At 71.6% G+C, this 15,767-nt stretch carries 16 protein-coding genes; 4 read left to right on the top strand and 12 right to left on the bottom strand.

The window, feature by feature from the left end; all coding sequences use genetic code 11:
- The 3 genes from VGD44_RS15435 to VGD44_RS15425 form a co-directional block, all read right to left on the bottom strand.
- Positions 1–626, bottom strand: a 626-nt coding sequence (locus VGD44_RS15435; RefSeq protein WP_331088627.1) for a nitrilase-related carbon-nitrogen hydrolase, incomplete at its 3' end; no start/stop codon positions are given.
- Positions 627–721: 95 nt separating this feature from the next.
- Positions 722–982, bottom strand: coding sequence for a glutaredoxin 3 (grxC, locus tag VGD44_RS15430; RefSeq protein ID WP_331088625.1), 261 nt, complete (start codon positions 980–982; stop codon positions 722–724).
- A 35-nt stretch (positions 983–1,017) separates the two neighbouring features.
- Complete coding sequence (locus VGD44_RS15425; protein WP_331088623.1) at positions 1,018–1,791, bottom strand: ComF family protein; 774 nt, start codon at positions 1,789–1,791, stop codon at positions 1,018–1,020.
- Between VGD44_RS15425 and VGD44_RS15420 the strand changes: the two genes are divergently transcribed.
- A complete protein-coding gene (locus tag VGD44_RS15420; RefSeq protein WP_331088621.1) occupies positions 1,791–2,630 on the top strand; it encodes a methyltransferase domain-containing protein in 840 nt (279 codons plus the stop codon). The genes VGD44_RS15425 and VGD44_RS15420 overlap by 1 nt on opposite strands.
- A 102-nt stretch (positions 2,631–2,732) precedes the next feature.
- On the top strand, positions 2,733–3,638 hold the full coding sequence (locus VGD44_RS15415; RefSeq protein WP_331088619.1) for a hypothetical protein: 906 nt from the start codon (positions 2,733–2,735) through the stop codon (positions 3,636–3,638).
- Here VGD44_RS15415 and VGD44_RS15410 read toward each other — a convergent pair.
- The 4 genes from VGD44_RS15410 to mutT all read right to left on the bottom strand — a co-directional run bounded on the left by VGD44_RS15410 (position 3,635) and on the right by mutT (position 7,288).
- On the bottom strand, positions 3,635–5,356 hold the full coding sequence (locus tag VGD44_RS15410; RefSeq protein ID WP_331088617.1) for a sensor histidine kinase: 1,722 nt from the start codon (positions 5,354–5,356) through the stop codon (positions 3,635–3,637). The two genes, VGD44_RS15415 and VGD44_RS15410, sit on opposite strands and share 4 nt — an antisense overlap.
- Before the next feature lie 110 nt (positions 5,357–5,466).
- On the bottom strand, positions 5,467–6,465 hold the full coding sequence (locus tag VGD44_RS15405) for a WD40/YVTN/BNR-like repeat-containing protein (RefSeq protein WP_331088615.1): 999 nt from the start codon (positions 6,463–6,465) through the stop codon (positions 5,467–5,469).
- Positions 6,466–6,467: 2 nt separating this feature from the next.
- A complete protein-coding gene (locus tag VGD44_RS15400; RefSeq protein WP_331088613.1) occupies positions 6,468–6,884 on the bottom strand; it encodes a secondary thiamine-phosphate synthase enzyme YjbQ in 417 nt (138 codons plus the stop codon).
- Positions 6,884–7,288, bottom strand: a complete 405-nt coding sequence (mutT, locus tag VGD44_RS15395; RefSeq protein ID WP_331088611.1) for an 8-oxo-dGTP diphosphatase MutT — start codon at positions 7,286–7,288, stop codon at positions 6,884–6,886. The genes VGD44_RS15400 and mutT overlap by 1 nt, the downstream gene beginning before the upstream one ends.
- 289 nt (positions 7,289–7,577) lie before the next feature.
- Here mutT and VGD44_RS15390 point away from each other — a divergent pair, with 289 nt between their 5' ends.
- Positions 7,578–9,002 (top strand): DEAD/DEAH box helicase, encoded by a 1,425-nt coding sequence (locus tag VGD44_RS15390; protein ID WP_331088609.1) that lies wholly within the window; start codon positions 7,578–7,580, stop codon positions 9,000–9,002.
- A 93-nt stretch (positions 9,003–9,095) separates the two neighbouring features.
- Positions 9,096–10,991: a glycosyltransferase family 2 protein gene (locus VGD44_RS15385; RefSeq protein ID WP_331088607.1), complete on the top strand. Its 1,896-nt coding sequence runs from the start codon at positions 9,096–9,098 to the stop codon at positions 10,989–10,991.
- Here VGD44_RS15385 and VGD44_RS15380 read toward each other — a convergent pair.
- The 5 genes from VGD44_RS15380 to VGD44_RS15360 all read right to left on the bottom strand — a co-directional run.
- On the bottom strand, positions 10,988–11,773 hold the full coding sequence (locus VGD44_RS15380; RefSeq protein WP_331088606.1) for a slipin family protein: 786 nt from the start codon (positions 11,771–11,773) through the stop codon (positions 10,988–10,990). The two genes, VGD44_RS15385 and VGD44_RS15380, sit on opposite strands and share 4 nt — an antisense overlap.
- A 7-nt stretch (positions 11,774–11,780) precedes the next feature.
- Positions 11,781–13,166: a nodulation protein NfeD gene (locus tag VGD44_RS15375; protein WP_331088604.1), complete on the bottom strand. Its 1,386-nt coding sequence runs from the start codon at positions 13,164–13,166 to the stop codon at positions 11,781–11,783.
- A 75-nt stretch (positions 13,167–13,241) separates the two neighbouring features.
- Positions 13,242–13,559, bottom strand: coding sequence for a divalent-cation tolerance protein CutA (cutA, locus tag VGD44_RS15370; protein ID WP_331088602.1), 318 nt, complete (start codon positions 13,557–13,559; stop codon positions 13,242–13,244).
- A gap of 42 nt (positions 13,560–13,601) precedes the next feature.
- The gene (gene argJ / locus VGD44_RS15365) at positions 13,602–15,062 is read right to left on the bottom strand and encodes a bifunctional glutamate N-acetyltransferase/amino-acid acetyltransferase ArgJ (RefSeq protein ID WP_331088600.1); all 1,461 of its coding nucleotides are present in this window, start codon (positions 15,060–15,062) and stop codon (positions 13,602–13,604) included.
- Positions 15,059–15,767, bottom strand: a 709-nt coding sequence (locus VGD44_RS15360; RefSeq protein ID WP_331088599.1) for a peptidylprolyl isomerase, incomplete at its 5' end; no start/stop codon positions are given. The genes VGD44_RS15360 and argJ, both read right to left, overlap by 4 nt.

Raw genomic sequence — 15,767 nt, 5'->3', positions numbered from 1 at the left:
CCCTGGGCGGCGGCCAGGACGTAGGAGCCCGTCTCGATGGCGCGGGCGCGCATCAGCACCTCCCAATGGGCCTCGCCGGTCGGTCGGGTGAAGGCGGCCGGGATGGTGAAGGCCTCGGCGCCGGCCAGCGCCAGCGCACGGTAGAGGGCCGGAAAGCGCAGGTCGTAGCAGATGGTGAGGCCGAGCCTCAGGCCGTCGACGTCGGCCGTCACGGCGCGGTCGCCGGGCTCGTAGGTGGCGCTCTCGCGGGCAGTCTCGCCCGTGGGCAGGTCGACGTCGAACATGTGCAGCTTGTCGTAGGTGGCCGCGATGGTCCCGTCCGGACGGATCAGCACCTGGCGGTTGGCGGCCTTGCCATCTTCGCGGCGAACGAGTGCCGAGCCGACGTCGATCCAGACGGAAAGCTCGCGGGCGGCGTCGCGCAGGCCGTTCACGACGGGGTCGTCGGCCAGCGCGGTCAGCTGCGGCAGGAGCTGCTCGCGGTCCTTCTGCAGGATATTCGTGCCTTCGGGTGTGAGCACCAGCCGCGCGCCCTGGGCGGCGGCGTCCTTCACCAGCGGCAGGACGTGGGCGAGCGCGGCGGCGTGGGTCGCAGGCGTGCGGGTCTGGATGAGGCCGACCTTCATCATCCCTCCCCTTAATGGGGAGGGACAGGCCGCGCCAGCGGCCAGGGTGGGGAAGTGTGGGCCGGAGTGCTGAGGTTCGTGAGGATCGAGGTTCGCTAGGCCGCCTGCTGCAGCAGCGGGTCGAGCTTTCCCTCGCGCTCCAGCGCCATCATGTCGTCGCAGCCGCCGATGTGGCGCTCGCCGACGAAGATCTGCGGGAAGGTCGCGCGGCCCGAGCGCCGCATCATCTCCTGGCGCTTCTCGGGATCGAACGCAGCCTCGATCTCGGTGAAGGCGACGCCTTTCCGTTCCAGGAGATCCACCGCCCGCACGCAGTAGGGGCAGTAGGGCTTGGTGTAGATGGTGACCTGACTCATTGCGCCTTTCGAATAACACGGTCTCGGTTAAAGGATCATATGGCGAGTCCCGGAGCGGCTTGCACCCGGGCGACGACGGCCAAATCGACGCGGGCCGCGCCGGCCGCCTTGAGCGCGCGGGCGCACCCCTCGGCCGTCGCGCCGGTGGTCAGCACATCGTCGACCAGTAGAATGCGCAGGCCCTCGACCCGTTTCCGCCGCGCGGCCGGCACCTCGAAGGCGGCGGCCACGTTGCGCCGGCGGCCCGACCCCGACTTGCCGGCCTGGCTGGCGGTCGCGCGCCGGCGGACCAGCGCGTCGGCCACATAGGGCGTCCCCGTCAGCAGCGCGAGCGGGCGGGCGATCTCGGCGGCCTGGTTGTAGCGGCGATGGAGCAGGCGGAGCGGGTGCAGCGGGACCGGCGCGATGGCGTCGGCCTCCTCGATCAGCTCGCGGGCGGCGCGGCTGAGCCAGCGGGCCAGCATGGGGGCCAGGTCGACGCGGTCGGCATGCTTCAGCTGCAGGATCGGGTCGCGCGAGGTCTCGTCGTAGAGGCAGGCGGCGCGCGCGGCGTCGAAGGCCCGCGGCTTGGCCAGGCACGCGGCGCAGCGGGCGCCAGGATCGAACTCGAAGGGGATGCCGCAGCCGTCGCACACCGGGCCGTCGAGGAAGCGAATGCGGCTCCAGGCCTCGGCCGAGAACCCGTTCGCCATCGGCCGCGGGCCGCCGTCCAGCGCCTGCGGCGGGAACAGCAGGTCCAGCGCGGTGCGGACCGCCGCCTGGGCTTTCGGCTTCCATCGCGCGACGAAATCCGCTTCATCCGCGCTCAATGCCCGCCCCTCCCAATCACGCGCCCCCAAAGCTCTTCGACCGCGGCCTGCACCGCAAGCGCCTGGATCGGGCGGCGGGCGGCTACGCGGGCGCGGACTTCCTGCACCGGCGCGCGGCCTTCGACATCGCCGAGCGCCTGGCGCCCATCATGCGCACCTTCAGCGTAGCCGTCGACCTCTCGGCCCGCGGTGGGGCGTTCGCCGAGGCGCTGGCGGAAGAGGCGCCGGGCAAGGTGGGGACGCTGATCGAGGCCGATCTCTCGCCCCGGATGCTGGCCGGCCGCCGGGCCCTGCGGCTCGTGGCCGACGACGAGCGGCTGCCGTTCGCCGCGGGCAGCCTGGACCTGATCGTCTCCACCCTGGGGCTGCACTGGACCAACGACGTGGTGGGCGCGCTGATCCAGGCGCGCCGCGCCCTGAAGCCCGACGGCCTCTTCATCGGGGCGTTCTTGGGCGGCACGACGCTGACCGAGCTGCGCCAGTCGCTGGTGGCCGCCGAGAGCGAGATCCTGGGGGGCGCCGGCAGCCGCGTCTCGCCCTTCGCCGACGTGCGGGACGCCGCCGGGCTCCTCTCACGGGCCGGCTTCGTCCAGCCGGTGACCGACGTCGACCGGCTGACAGCCAGCTACGAACACCCGCTGAAGCTGATCTTCGACCTGCGCCAGATGGGCGAGACAAGCGTGCTGGCCGACCGCCACCCGAAGAAACTCACCCGCACGCTGCTGAACCGGACCGCCGAAATCTACTTCGAGCGCTTCGGAACCGCCGACGGGCGCATCGCGGCGACGTTCGAGATCATCACCCTGACCGGCTGGGCGCCCGTTAAAGCTGAGCCATAAGCCTTTGATAACCCTGCGGTGTGACAGTCGGTCACGGCACGTGTCGCAGCCTTCCGGCTAAGCTCGCGTGATGGGGGGCGGATTCGTCAGGGGGTTACTGACATGCGCCCAAGGACTGCCCGCGGCCTCGCTGCCGCGATGATCGCCGCTACGCTCGCCGGCTGCGCCACGAGCACACCAAAACCAACGCCCCGCGCCGACAGCGGCGGCGGGGCTTCCGCCGTGTTCGACGTGGGCCTCGCCGGACAGGCGGCCGCGTTCGAGGCCTTCACCCGGCGCGCAGCGGGCATCGACCCCAGCTTCGCGAACCCGGCCGAGATCAGCGAGCAGCTGCGCACAGCGGCCGGCTACGAGCCGCGCCAGCTTGAGGCGGCGATGATCGCCTACGCCGCCATGGCCGCCATGCAGGAGCCGCGGTTCGTGCAGACCGTGCGGGCCGGCGGCCGCGATCTGGGCCGGCGGCTGGCGTCCGATCCGGACGCGGCGCTCAACCTGCCGGGCGGACCGGCGGCGGCGGCGCGAGCCAACGCGGCGCTCGCGCGGCGGGGCGAGGCGCTGGCCAGCGCCGGGGCGCGGGTGAAGAAGACCTCCTACTCCATCCAGCACCAGCCCTGGTCTCGCGCGCGGGTCCCGAACGCCCCCCAGCGGCTGGCGGCGGTGAAGCAGGCGGCGGGCTACCGCGCCGAGGCGGCCGACCGGGCGCGCCTGACCGCGGCGATCGCCGAGGGCGGGCGGCGCGGCGGAACCAGTCCGGTGATCGCCCGCGGCGTCGCGGTGGCGGCGCTGACGGTGCTGGGCCAGGACAGCGCGGCGCGCGGACTGATGAGCGAGCGCAACGCCGGCCAGTGCCTGCGCTCGGCCAAGCTCAACTACCACCAGTGCCTGGCGGCGTCGGGGACCCACTACGAGGACATTTACTGCCTGGGCGTCCACGCCATGAGCGACCCCGGCCAGTGCGTGGTGGAGGCGACGAAGCCGGCGCGGACCCGGCGGGCAGCGCTCGACTAGGCGTCGAGCGGAGCGTCCACCGTGCAGAGGACGCCGGTCGGCAGGAACTCCAGGCTGACGTCGCCGTGCAGCTCCTCGGCCAGGCCGCGCTCGAGGAGGCGCGCGCCGAATCCGCGCTGAACCGGACCCTCCAGCGGCGGGCCGCCGCTCTCGCGCCAGGTGAGCCGCAGGCGCTTCGCCTCAGTGCTCCAGCTCACGTCCACGCGGCCGGTGGGCATCGACAGCGCGCCGTGCTTCACCGCATTGGTGGCGAGCTCATGCATGGCCATCGCCAGGGCGACGGCGGTCTTGGGTTCGAGGTTCACGTCCGGCCCCCGGGCCGTGACGCGGCCGTCGCCGGGGTCGTGCGGCGCCACGGCGCCGGCCACCATCTGGGCGATGGAGCCCGCCGCCCAGTTCGCCTGGGTGAGCACGTCGTGCGCGGCGGCCAGCGCGGCGATCCTGCCCTCGAAGGTCTCGCGCGCTGAGAGCGCCATGCCGCCCGTGCGGAACGACTGCCAGGCGATCGCCTGGACGATGGCCAAGGTGTTCTTCACCCGGTGATTCAGCTCGTTGACGAGCAAACGCTGGTGCTCCTCGGCCAGCTTGCGCTCGGTGACGTCCACGTTGGTGCCGACGATTCGCACCGCCCTGCCCTCGGCGTCGCGGACCAGGCGCGAGGCGCCCTCGATCCAACGGACCTCGCCGTCGTCGCGGATGATGCGGAACGCGTAGAACAGCCGGTCGCGGCCGGCGGCGATGGCCGCGGCCGTCTCGGCGTCGATGCGCGGCAGGTCCTCGGGCAGCACGCGGCGGCGGAAGTGATTGGTGTGGCCCTCGAACGTCCCCCGCGCCAGGCCGAAGATCTCCTCCATCTCGCCGGTCCAGGTGGTGGCGCCCGAGACCAGGTCCCAGTCGAAGATGCCGATGGCGTGGGCGCCCACCGCGAGGTCCAGGCGCTCCCGCCCGAGCCGGATGGCCTCCTGGGCCTCGACCCGTTCGGTGACGTCGACATTGGTGCCGACGAACCGCTCGGGGGCGCCGTCGGCGCCGTAGACGACGCGGGCCGCGCCTTCGATCCAGCGCACAGCGCCGTCGGCGCGGCGGATGCGGAAATCGAAGTGGATCAGGTCCTCTCCGGCGGCGAGCGCGGCCTCGGTCTCGCCCTGGGCGCGGTGGAAGTCCTCGGGCAGCACCCGGCTCTGGAAGGCCTCAGCCGTGCCCTCGAAGGTGCGCGGGTCGAGGCCGTAGATCTCCTCGAGCTTGGGGCTCCAGACGATGCGGCCCGACGGCAGGTGCCAGTCGAAGATGCCGATGCTGTGGGCGCCGACGGCGAGGTCCAGCCGCTCGCGGCTCTCCTGCATGGCCTGCTCGGCCGTGACGCGCTCGGTGACGTCGACGAGGGACACGCCAACGGCTCCGTCGCCCAGGGTGGCCGCGCGGAAGTCGACGACGCGGTCGGGGCGGATGCGCGAGCGTGCCGTGATCCGCCCGGGCACGCCTTCTTCCATGGCCCGCCGGACCAGCTTGGCGAACGGCGAGTCGACGAACTGGGGAAAGAGCTCCCACAGCACCGCGCCCTCGACCTCCTCGCGCGGACGACCGAAAAACGCGACCGCGGCGTCGTTGAACATGGTCAGGCGATAGTTGCGGTCGATGACGTAGTAGACGTCGCCGATACTGTTCAGCACGGCTGCAAGGCGGGCATCGGTATTCAGGGTCGGCTTTACGTTCTTCACGTCCCGGCGTCCCAGCCAACGCCCTGATCAAACTACACAAACCTCGGGGCGTCATTACGCAAACCTGTGTTACGCGTGCGACGTTAGCGCCCACGCGCCATCCGTGCGGATCAGGGCGCCCACACCCCCACATGCCCCTTCGCGCCGGCCGCGACGCAGAACCCGCGGCGGCAGGCGATGGCGTGGAAGGCCTGGTCGTCGACTTGGCGCCAGGTCTGACCGTTGTCGGTGCTGAGGGACGTGCCGCGCGGGCCAACGGCGATGAGGGTCCTGGCGTCCAGTCGGCCCACGCCTTCGAGCAGGCGCGGCGTCCCCTCGTTGGGCGGCGTCCAGGCCGCGCGGCCGTCGGTGAGGGCGAGGTTTGGGCCGGCGCGGAGCTCGTCCTTGTAGTCGCCGCCGACCACCACCGCCCGGCGGGCGTCCAGCGCAAGGCCGCCGAACAGGCCCGAGGTGGCGTCGGCGGCGATCGGCGTGTCGGCGACCGTCCAGGTCTTCCCGTCATCGCGCGAGCGGGCGACGCGGCCCTGCGCGAGACCGCCCGAGACGAGCCAGACGTCGCGGCCTGGCCCGAGGAACAGCGCGGAGTTGCTGGCGGCGAACGCGGCCTCGCCCTTCCCGACCGGCGGGCCCGCGAGCCGGGTCCAGTTACGGCCGGCGTCTTTGGTCTTGAGCACGAACCAGTGGCCGTCGATGGGGTCGCCCAGCACGAAGCCGGTCCGGGCGCCGCGGAAGGCCACCGTGTCGAGGAAGCTCCCCGGCAGCCGGGTCTCGAAAGCCAGCGTCCACGTGCGGCCGGCATCGTCGGTCCGGTAGAGGCGCGCCTGGCCGGCGGGGCCGTCGCCGGCGCTCATCAGGATGGCCGTGCGCGCGTCCAGCGCCACCACGCCGCGGAAGTCGAGGGCCGCGCCGTCGGGCGGGACGGCGTTGCGCCAGGTCTTGCCGCCGTCCTCGGTGACGGCGTGGGTCCCCTTCGCACCGGAGACGTGGAAGCGCTGTCCATCCACGACGGCGACGGCGCGCAAGGTGACGTCGGTCCCAAGGTCGACGGCCTTCCAGGCGGCCTGGGCGGGACTGGCTGCGAGCACGGCGGCGAGAACGGCCCAGCGCATGGTCATTCTCCCAGCAGGTGCAACGCCACCTCGCGCCGGTGGGGGCTGCGGCGGTGCTCGAACAGGTAGATCCCCTGCCACGTCCCCAACGCCAGCCGCCCGCCGATGAGCGGAACCGAGAGCTGCACGCCCGTGAGCACACTGCGCAGGTGGGCCGGCATGTCGTCGGGGCCTTCGTCCTGGTGGCGATACGCCGCGCTCTCCGGCGCGACCTGGGCCACCCAGTCCTCGATATCGCGGCGGACGTCGGGGTCGGCGTTCTCCTGGATCGTCAGCGAGGCCGAGGTGTGGCGGCAGAAGAGGGTCAAGAGGCCGGTGGTCATCCCCTGCCCGCCCGTCCAGGCGGCGACCTCGCGGGTAATCTCGAAGAGGCCCGGCCCGGTCGTCTGGATGGTCAGCATCTGGGCCGCCTGGCGCATCAGAGCAGGTCTCGGAGCCACGCCACCAGCGGTGGGTCGGCCGGCGGCATCGGATAGCGGTCCATGTCCTTGGGCTTCACCCAGGCCAGCGCCTTGTGCTCGACCGCACGCACGGTCCCCTCCCAGCGGCGAACGAGGTAGAGCGGCATCAGCAAATGGAAGCTCTCGTACTCGTGGCTCGCGAACACGAAGGGCGCCAGGCAGGCGTGGCTCACCTTGATCCCCAGCTCCTCCTCCAGCTCGCGGATCAGGCAGGCCTCGGGCGTCTCGCCGGCCTCGACCTTGCCGCCCGGAAACTCCCACAGGCCGGCGAGTTGCTTGCCCTCGGGCCGCTGGCAGATCAGCACGCGGCCGTCCACGTCCACGAGGGCCGCCGCAGCGACCAGAACCGTGCGTTTCGTCATGGCGTGGGTGTTTTGACGGCCTGCGACCAAAAGGCAACTGCCACGGCTATTCCTGTCGCGTGGGTTGACTTTACGTCCCAGAACCCCGATGTGCCCCCTGCGCTCCTCTTGGGCGCTAGCGACGCTCCAGCCGCGTGGGGTCTTTTCGAGGACCCAGCCTGTCGAGCGCAGTGAGAACCATCTCATAGATCGCCCATCACGCGGGGCGCTCCCCAAAGACCCCGCGCTACCCGCGCCCCCGGACCGTTCCGATGAGGGCGCGCTTGGCGCATACGCGAAAGTTATTCGTTTGACCCAATTCACTGACCTTGGCCTGGCCAAGCCGCTGCTCAAGGCGCTGGCCGACGAGGGCTACGCCACGCCGACGCCGATCCAGGCGCAGGCCATCCCCGGCGTCATGTCCGGCAAGGACCTGCTGGGCATCGCCCAGACGGGCACCGGCAAGACCGCCGCCTTCGCCCTGCCGATCCTCCACCGCCTGGCCGAGAACCGGAAGCCCGCCCCGCGCCGCAGCGCCCGGGTGCTGGTGCTGGCCCCGACCCGCGAGCTGGCGACCCAGATCGGCGAGAGCTTCAAGACCTATGGCAAGCACATGGGCGTCTCGGTCGCCGTGATCTTCGGCGGCGTGAAGTACGGCGGGCAGATGCGCGCCATGGCGCCCGGCGTCGATATCCTCGTCGCCACGCCCGGCCGCCTGCTCGATCACCTGGGCGAGAAGTCAATGACCCTCGAGGGCGTCGAGATCCTCGTGCTCGACGAAGCCGACCAGATGCTGGACATGGGCTTCATCGTCCCGATCCGGAAGATCATCAAGTTCGTCCCTCGGGTCCGCCAGAACCTCTTCTTCTCGGCCACCATGCCGAGCGAGATCGAGAAGCTGTCGGCCGAGATCCTGAACCCCAACCCGCTGAAGGTCTCCGTGACCCCGCAGGCCACCACGGTGGACCGCGTCAACCAGCGCGTCGTGTTCGTGGAACAGCAGCGCAAGCGCGCCCTGCTGGCCGAGCTGTTCGATGACGGCAGCTTCAAGCGCGTCATCGTCTTCACCCGCACCAAGCGCGGCGCGGACCGCGTCGCCCGCGGGCTGGAGCAGGCCGGCGTCGAGGCCGCCTCGATCCACGGCGACAAGAGCCAGGGCCAGCGCGAACGCGCCCTGGCCGAATTCAAGGCCGGCAACGTCCGCGCCCTGGTGGCCACCGACATCGCCGCGCGCGGCATCGACATCGACGCGGTCACCCACGTCGTGCAGTACGAGCTGCCCAACGTGCCGGAGAGCTACGTCCACCGGATCGGCCGTACGGCCCGCGCCGGCGCCGACGGCTCGGCCGTGGCGTTCTGCGCCGACGACGAGCGGAACCTGCTCAAGGACATCGAGAAGGTGACCCGCCAGCGGATCCCCAGCTTCGACCGCCGCAACGACCGCCACCTGGGTGCGGCCACCGCCGCCATGCCCGACGCGGGCAAGCCCGAGCGTTCTGCGCAGGGCAAGCCGCAGCCGCATCGCGGCAGCCACGCGCCCAAGCGCAACCGCAATCACGGCGGCGGCGGCAACGCCGGTCACCGCCACGAGGGCGCGCCTGCGCGTCCGGCCGGCGACAAGCCCGCCTTCAAGGGGCCCAACCGCGGCGGGAACCGTGGCCGTGGCGGCGCGGGCCGCAGCGGCGGCGGCGGCGGCCGGTCCTCCGGCTCCACCGGCGTCTGGAGCAACCGCTAGACGCGAGCGCCTCCTCCTCCCCGCCTGCGGGTGAGGAGGCGACCTGCGCGACTAGACGACCCCTACCGCGTCGCGCCACAAGGCCTCACGCGCATGGCCTCCCTTCTCCGCACCCTCTCCGTCCACGCCCTGAAGGCCGTCCGCCGCGTGCCGCTGGCGCACCGCCTCGTCCACGCGGTGGCCGAGCGCATGGCGGAGACGCGCTGGGGTGCGCGCTACATCCGCTCCGTGCTGGAGCCGGCGGCCCTGAGCTACGGCGAGTACCTGGCGTGGGTGGCCCGGTACGACACCCTCTCCGACGCCGACCGGGCGGCCATCCGGGCGCATGTGCGTCGCATGGCGAAGAAGCCTCGAATCTCGGTGGTGATGCCGGTCTACACCGCGTCGCCCGAGCTGATCGGCGAGGCCATCGCCTCGGTGCAGGCCCAGCTCTATCCGAACTGGGAACTCTGCATCGCCGACGACGCCTCGCCGGGCGAGGCGGTGTGGGCGGCGCTCCAGAAGCACGCGGCGGCCGACGCGCGGATCAAGGTCGTGCGCCGCGCGGTGAACGGCAACATCTGTGCGGCGACCAACACGGCGCTCGAGCTGGCGACCGGCGAGTTCGTGGCCCTGATGGACCATGACGACATCCTGCCCGAGCGCGCGCTCTACGAAGTGGCGGCCCTGCTGCAGGACCACCCCGACGCCGACCTGATCTATTCCGACGAAGACAAGATCGACGCGCGCGGCCGCCGCTACGAGCCGCATTTCAAGGCGGCCTGGAACCCCGAGCTGATCCTGGCGCAGAACTATGTGAGCCACCTGGGCGTCTATCGCCGCAGCCTCCTCTCGGCCGTGGGCGGCCTGCGCGAGGGGTTCGAGGGCAGCCAGGACTTCGACCTGGCGCTCAGGGTCAGCGAGCGGACGACGCCGCAGCACATCCACCACATCCCCTGGGTGCTCTACCACTGGCGTCAGGAGGGCGGGCCCGAGACCTTCAGCCAGGCCTACATGGACCGCTGCGCCGACGCCGCGCGCCGGGCGGTGGCCGAGCACCTGGCGAGGATCGGACAGACCCGCGTGGAAGTGGAGAACCAGGCCGACGCGCCGGGCTGGATCGAGGTGCGCCGCGCCCCGCCGGAACCCAAGCCGCGCGTCTCGGTGATCGTGCCGACCCGCGACCGCGCCGACCTGCTGGCGCGGTGCGCCGAGGGCGTGCTGAGCGGCACGGACTACGGCCCCCTGGAGCTGATCGTCGTCGACAACGGCAGCGTCGAGCCGCAGACCGCGGCGCTGTTCGAGCAGCTGCGGACCGACCCGCGGGTGCGCGTCCTGCCTGCGCCGGGGCCTTTCAACTATTCGGCGCTGAACAACCTCGCAGCCGCGGAGGCGACGGGCGAGGTGCTCGTGCTGCTCAACAACGATATCGAGGTGACCGACGCCGGCTGGCTGTCGGCCCTTGTCGCCCAGGCCGTGCGGCCCAACGTAGGCGCGGCGGGTGCGCGGCTCCTGTTCCCTGACGGCCGCGTGCAGCACGCCGGCGTGGTGGTGGGCGTCGGTGGCGCGGCGGGCCACTTGGGCTACGGCCAGCCGGGCGACACCGGCGGCTACTACAAGCACCTGAAGACCGCGCGGAACGTCACCGCCGTCACCGCCGCCTGCCTGGCGATCCGCAAGGCCGTCTGGGACGAGGTCGGCGGGCTGGACGCGGACCGCCTCGCGGTGGCGTTCAACGACGTCGACCTGTGCCTGAAGCTGCGGGCCCGCGGCTACGACGTGGTCTGGACCCCGCACGCCGAGCTCGTCCACCACGAGTCCGCGACCCGCGGCGACGACCGGTCCCCCGCCGAACAGGCGCGGTTCGACGCCGAGCTTGCGGCGCTGCGCGACCGCTGGGGCAAGGCGCTGGACGACGACCCGTTCTACAGCCCCCTCTTCGACCGCAGCCGCAGCGACCACCACCTCGCGAGCCCGCCGCGGCGGACGCCGCCCTGGCAGGCCGGCTAGCTTCTCCGCGCCCGCGGCGTCCGTGCGGGCTTCGGCTTCATCCAGGTCGAGAGCAGGTCGATGGGCACCGGGAAGATGATCGTGGAGTTCTTGTCGGCCCCCACGTCGTAGAGCGTCGACAGGAAACGGAGCTGGATCGCCGTGGGCTCCTTAGCCAGCACGCTCGCGGCCTCCATCAGCGTCCGCGCGGCCTGCTTCTCGCCGTCGGCGTTGATGATCCTGGCGCGGCGGTTGCGTTCGGCCTCGGCCTGGCGGGCGATGGCGCGGATCATGCTTTCGTCGATGTCGACGTGCTTGATCTCGACATTGGCCACCTTGATGCCCCAGGCGTCGGTCTGGGCGTCGAGGATCTCGCGGACGTCGCTGTTGAGCTTGTCCCGTTCGGCCAGCATCTCGTCCAGCTCGTGCTTGCCCAGCACCGAGCGCAGGGTGGTCTGGGCGAGCTGGCTGGTGGCGTTGACGAAGTCCTCGACCTGGATCACCGCCCGATCGGCCTCGATGACCCGGAAATAGATCACCGCGTTGACCTTCACCGAGACGTTGTCGCGCGAGATCACGTCCTGGCTCGGCACGTCCATGACGATGGTCCGCAGGCTGACCTTCACCATCTGCTGGACGATGGGGATCAGGATGATCAGGCCCGGGCCCCTGACGCCTGAGAAGCGTCCCAGGGTGAAGACCACCCCGCGCTCGTATTCCCGCAGGATCTTGATCGCCTGGAAGACGATGAAGAGCGCCAGCAGGCCGACGACGAGGTAGGCGACGAGGTCGAGATAGGGCATGGCGGTCCTAGGGCTCCGGTTCGACAATGAGTGCGAGGCCTTCGCGGTCGGCCACGCGAACGCGTTGTCCCGGCGAAAGCGGCCCGGCGCCGCGCGCCTGCCAGTCCTCGCCCTGCAGGCGGACCACGCCGCCGTCGCCGGACCAGCTGACGACCCAACCCGCGGCGCCCAGCAGGGTGGTGGGTCCGATGGCCACGGCGCGTCGCCGCGCGCGCAACGCCGTCCCCAGCGCCAGCACGAAGTAGGCGAGGCTCAGCGTCACGGCGGCGACGAGGACGCCGGGCGACAGGCGGAAGCCCGGCGCGGGCGTGTCGAACAGCATCAGCGAGCCCAGTGCGAAGGCCGCGACGCCGCCGATGCCGAACGCCCCGACCGTGGGGTTGTACGCCTCGGCCGCCATCAGCCCGACGCCCAGCAGGAGGAGCGCGAGGCCGGCGTAGTTCACCGGCAGGAGGTCCAGGGCGAAGAACGCGGTCAGCAGGGCGAGGGCGCCGATGATCCCGGGCGCCACGGCCCCTGGCGACATGAACTCGAAGAGCAGTCCGTACACGCCCACGAGCAGCAGCAGGTAGGCGATGTTCGGGTTGGTGATCGCCGCGAGCAGCCGTGTGCGCCAGTTCGGCTCCAGGACATCGACGCCGGCGCCGGCGACGTGCAGCACCTGCGGCTTGCCGGCGAGGCGGATGGTCCGCCCCTCGGCCTGGGCGAGGAGCGACGGAAGGTCGCCCGCCACGACCTCGACCACCTTCCGGGCGTGGGCCTGCTCGGCGGTCAGGGTCGCCGCCTCGCGGACCGCCCGCTCCGCCCACTCGGCGTTGCGCCCGTGCAGGGCGGCGAGCGAGGCGATGTAGGCGGCGGCGTCGTTGACGACCTTGGCCGTCATGGCGTCGGGAGGCTTGGCGGCGGCGTCCTTCTTGTCGTCGGGCGACGGCTCGCCGCCCGGCAGCGACGTCGGCGAGCCCATCGTCACGGGCGTGGCGGCGCCCAGGTGGGTGCCCGGAGCCATCGCGGCCAGGTGGCTGGCGTAGAGGATGTAGGTCCCCGCGCTCGCCGCCCGCGCGCCGGCCGGCGAGACGTAGGTGGCCACCGGCACGGGCGAGGCCAGCAGGGCGGAGACGATGTCGCGGGTCGCCGAATCCAGGCCGCCGGGCGTATCCATCCGCAGCACCACCAGCGACGCGCCGCGGGCGCGGGCGGTCTTCAGGCCGTTCTCGACATATTCCGTCGTGGCCGGACCGATGGCGTCGTCGAGTTCGAGGACGATCACCGGGCCGGTTGCGCGGGGCTGGGCGGCAGCAGGGGCGGCGGCCAGAACTATGGCGCACAACGCAACCCACACCATCGCCAGCAGGTGGCGTGGCCGCCAGACGCCTAGCCCACTGCAAGCGCGCATCATGGCGCTCCCGCTTGCCTGGTCTCCGCCCGTGGACGGGGCCGGACATCACGACATGCCCTTAGGCGCCGCTTGTCAACGCGCGCCCGTCGTCTCGGCGAGCCAGGCCAGGTAATCGGGATCGGCCGCCTCGACGGGCAGCGCGATCACCTCGGGCGTGTCGTAGGAATGCAAGTCGCGCAGACGCGCGCGGACCGCCTCGAACAGGTCGGCGCGGGTCTTGATCGACAGCCGCCGCTCCTCCTGGCGCTCGACCTGGCCCTTCCAGACATAGAGGCTGCGGATGGGGTCGATCTGCACGCAGGCCGCGAGCCGTTCGGTGACCAGCGCTTCAGCCAGACGCTCGGCGTCAGCGGCGTTGGCCGTCGTGGTCTGGACGACGATCATCTTCATACCGCGACCTTACCTCCCACCGCTTCCCGGGGGATGTAAGGATCAAGAGCGGTAGTCGCCGTTGATCTCGACGTACCGCTTCGTGAGATCGCACGTCCAGACGGTGGAGCTGGCGCGGCCGACGCCCACGTCGACGGTGACCTCGAGCTCCTGCTTCTTCATGTAGGCGCTCATCTTGGCCTCGTCGTAGCTCGCCGCGATCAGGCCGTCCTGGGCCGCCCAGTGCGGGCCGAACTTCACGCTCATCTTGTCGCGGTCGACGGGCTCGTCGGCCTTGCCCACGGCCATGACGATGCGGCCCCAGTTGGCGTCCTCGCCGGCGAAGGCGGTCTTCACCAGCGGGCTGTCGGCCACAGAGCGGGCGATCCTGCGGGCGGACGCGGCGCTCTCAGCGCCGGTGACGGTGATCTTGATGAACTTGGTGGCCCCCTCACCGTCGCGGACGAGCTGGTGGGCCAGGTCCATCAGCACACCCTCCAGCTTGTCGCGGAAGTCGGCCAGGCGGTGCTCGCCGGCCCGGCTCACTTTGGGCGCGCCCGACTGGCCGGTGGCGAAGAGCAGCAGGGTGTCGTTGGTGGAGCGGTCCCCGTCCACCGTGACCGCGTTGAAGGTGTTGCGCGTGTAGAGGCTGACGAGGGCCTGCAGCGCCCGCGGCGAGATGGCCGCATCGGTGACCACGAAGGCCAGCATGGTGGCCATGTCGGGCGCGATCATGCCCGATCCCTTGGCGATGCCGCCGATGCGCACCGTCACCCCGTCGATCTTGGCCTCGGCGTAGGCGCCCTTCGGGAAGGTGTCGGTGGTCATGATGGCGCGGGCGGCCCCGCCCCAGCCGTCGGCGCTGAGCTTGCCTTCCAGTTCGGGCAGGCGGGCGGCGATCTTGGTGTCGTCGAGCAGCACGCCGATGACGCCGGTGGACGCCACCATCACGTCACGCTGGCGGCAGTCGAAGCGCTTGCCCACCGCCGAGGCCACGCGGCGGACGGCGTCGGCGCCGGGGCGGCCGGTGAAGGAGTTGGCGCAGCCGGCGTTGACCACCAGCGCCTTCACGCCCTCGCCCTTGGTGGCTTCCAGGTGGCGCTTGCACCAGTCGACCGGCGCCGAGCCCACGCCGTGGCGGGTGAACACGCCCGCGCAGCTCGCGCCCTCGGGGAAGCTCATGACCAGCAGGTCCTCGCGGTCGTGCTTGTAGAAGCCGGCCCGCCCGGTCGCCATGGTCACGCCGCGGATCGGACGCATGCGCGGGAACGGCACGGCCAGCGGCGATACCGGCATCGCCGACTTGTCCACCTTGGCTGCGGCGGCCGGCTGGGCGGTGCGGTCGTCGAAGGCGCGTGCGACCTTCTCGGCGCGCTTCAGGCCGGCCCGCTTCAGGGCGCTGGCGAGCGGGTCGAGCGCGCGCTCGATCGTCTGCCCCACCACCTCGACGGGCTTCGGCGCGCGCGGCGAAGGCGTGGCGGCCGCGGGCTTCTTGGCCGCGGGCTTGGCGGGCTTGCGGCTCATTTGGCGGCTCCCTTCGTCTGGGGCTGGGCGGCGGCAGGGACGGGCGCAGGGACAGGTGCAGGCGCGGTCTTGGGGGCGTCGGCAGGCGGCACGGCCTTGGGCGCGCCGGCCTCGGGCCGGATCAGCGGCTCGACCTTGGCCTTGGCCCGCAGCTTTTCCAGGAGGTCGCGGATGCGGTCATAGGTAAGGAAACGCACGATCTGCGGCCGCGCCGCCTCGAAGCTGATCGGTTGCTCCAGCCTTCGGTCCTCAATCTTCAGGATCGCCCAGCCGCCTTCGATCCCGAATGGGCCGACGATATCGCCGACCTTCGAGGTCTTCAGGTTCGCGGCGTAGGCCTCCGGCATGACGTCGACCGTAAAGTAGCCGAGATCGCCGCCGTTGAACCGCGTGGCCGCGTCGGTGGAGCGCTCCATGGCCAGGGCGTCGAACGAGGCCCCGGTCGCCAGCAGCTTGCGCACGGCTTCGGCCTCGGCCTCGCTGGCCACGACGATCTGGCGGGCGCGGATCTCCTCCGACTGTTTGGCCAGCTTCAATTGCTCCTGGTAGAGGCCGCGGATGGCGTTGTCGTTGACCGCATCGGCCACCACGCTTTCCACCAGCATGTCGCCCAGGATGCGCTCGCGCGCCGCGGCCAGCCGCTTCTGGGCCACCGGATCCTTGTCCAGCTTGCGGCTCAAGGCTTCGGCGGCCAGCAGCTTCTGG

This window comes from Phenylobacterium sp., assembly GCF_036402295.1.
Classification (GTDB): Bacteria; Pseudomonadota; Alphaproteobacteria; order Caulobacterales; family Caulobacteraceae; genus Phenylobacterium.
This window is presented reverse-complemented; position numbering and strand designations above follow the sequence as displayed.

Coding starts and splice junctions, on each gene's coding strand:
- VGD44_RS15405 (WP_331088615.1), bottom strand. CDS start 6,465: ATGCGCTGGGCCGTTCTCGCCGCCGTGCTCGCAGCCAGTCCCGCCCAG.
- grxC (WP_331088625.1), bottom strand. CDS start 982: ATGAGTCAGGTCACCATCTACACCAAGCCCTACTGCCCCTACTGCGTG.
- VGD44_RS15375 (WP_331088604.1), bottom strand. CDS start 13,166: ATGCGCGCTTGCAGTGGGCTAGGCGTCTGGCGGCCACGCCACCTGCTG.
- VGD44_RS15415 (WP_331088619.1), top strand. CDS start 2,733: ATGCGCCCAAGGACTGCCCGCGGCCTCGCTGCCGCGATGATCGCCGCT.
- argJ (WP_331088600.1), bottom strand. CDS start 15,062: ATGAGCCGCAAGCCCGCCAAGCCCGCGGCCAAGAAGCCCGCGGCCGCC.
- VGD44_RS15380 (WP_331088606.1), bottom strand. CDS start 11,773: ATGCCCTATCTCGACCTCGTCGCCTACCTCGTCGTCGGCCTGCTGGCG.
- mutT (WP_331088611.1), bottom strand. CDS start 7,288: ATGACGAAACGCACGGTTCTGGTCGCTGCGGCGGCCCTCGTGGACGTG.
- VGD44_RS15385 (WP_331088607.1), top strand. CDS start 9,096: ATGGCCTCCCTTCTCCGCACCCTCTCCGTCCACGCCCTGAAGGCCGTC.
- cutA (WP_331088602.1), bottom strand. CDS start 13,559: ATGAAGATGATCGTCGTCCAGACCACGACGGCCAACGCCGCTGACGCC.
- VGD44_RS15420 (WP_331088621.1), top strand. CDS start 1,791: ATGCCCGCCCCTCCCAATCACGCGCCCCCAAAGCTCTTCGACCGCGGC.
- VGD44_RS15400 (WP_331088613.1), bottom strand. CDS start 6,884: ATGCGCCAGGCGGCCCAGATGCTGACCATCCAGACGACCGGGCCGGGC.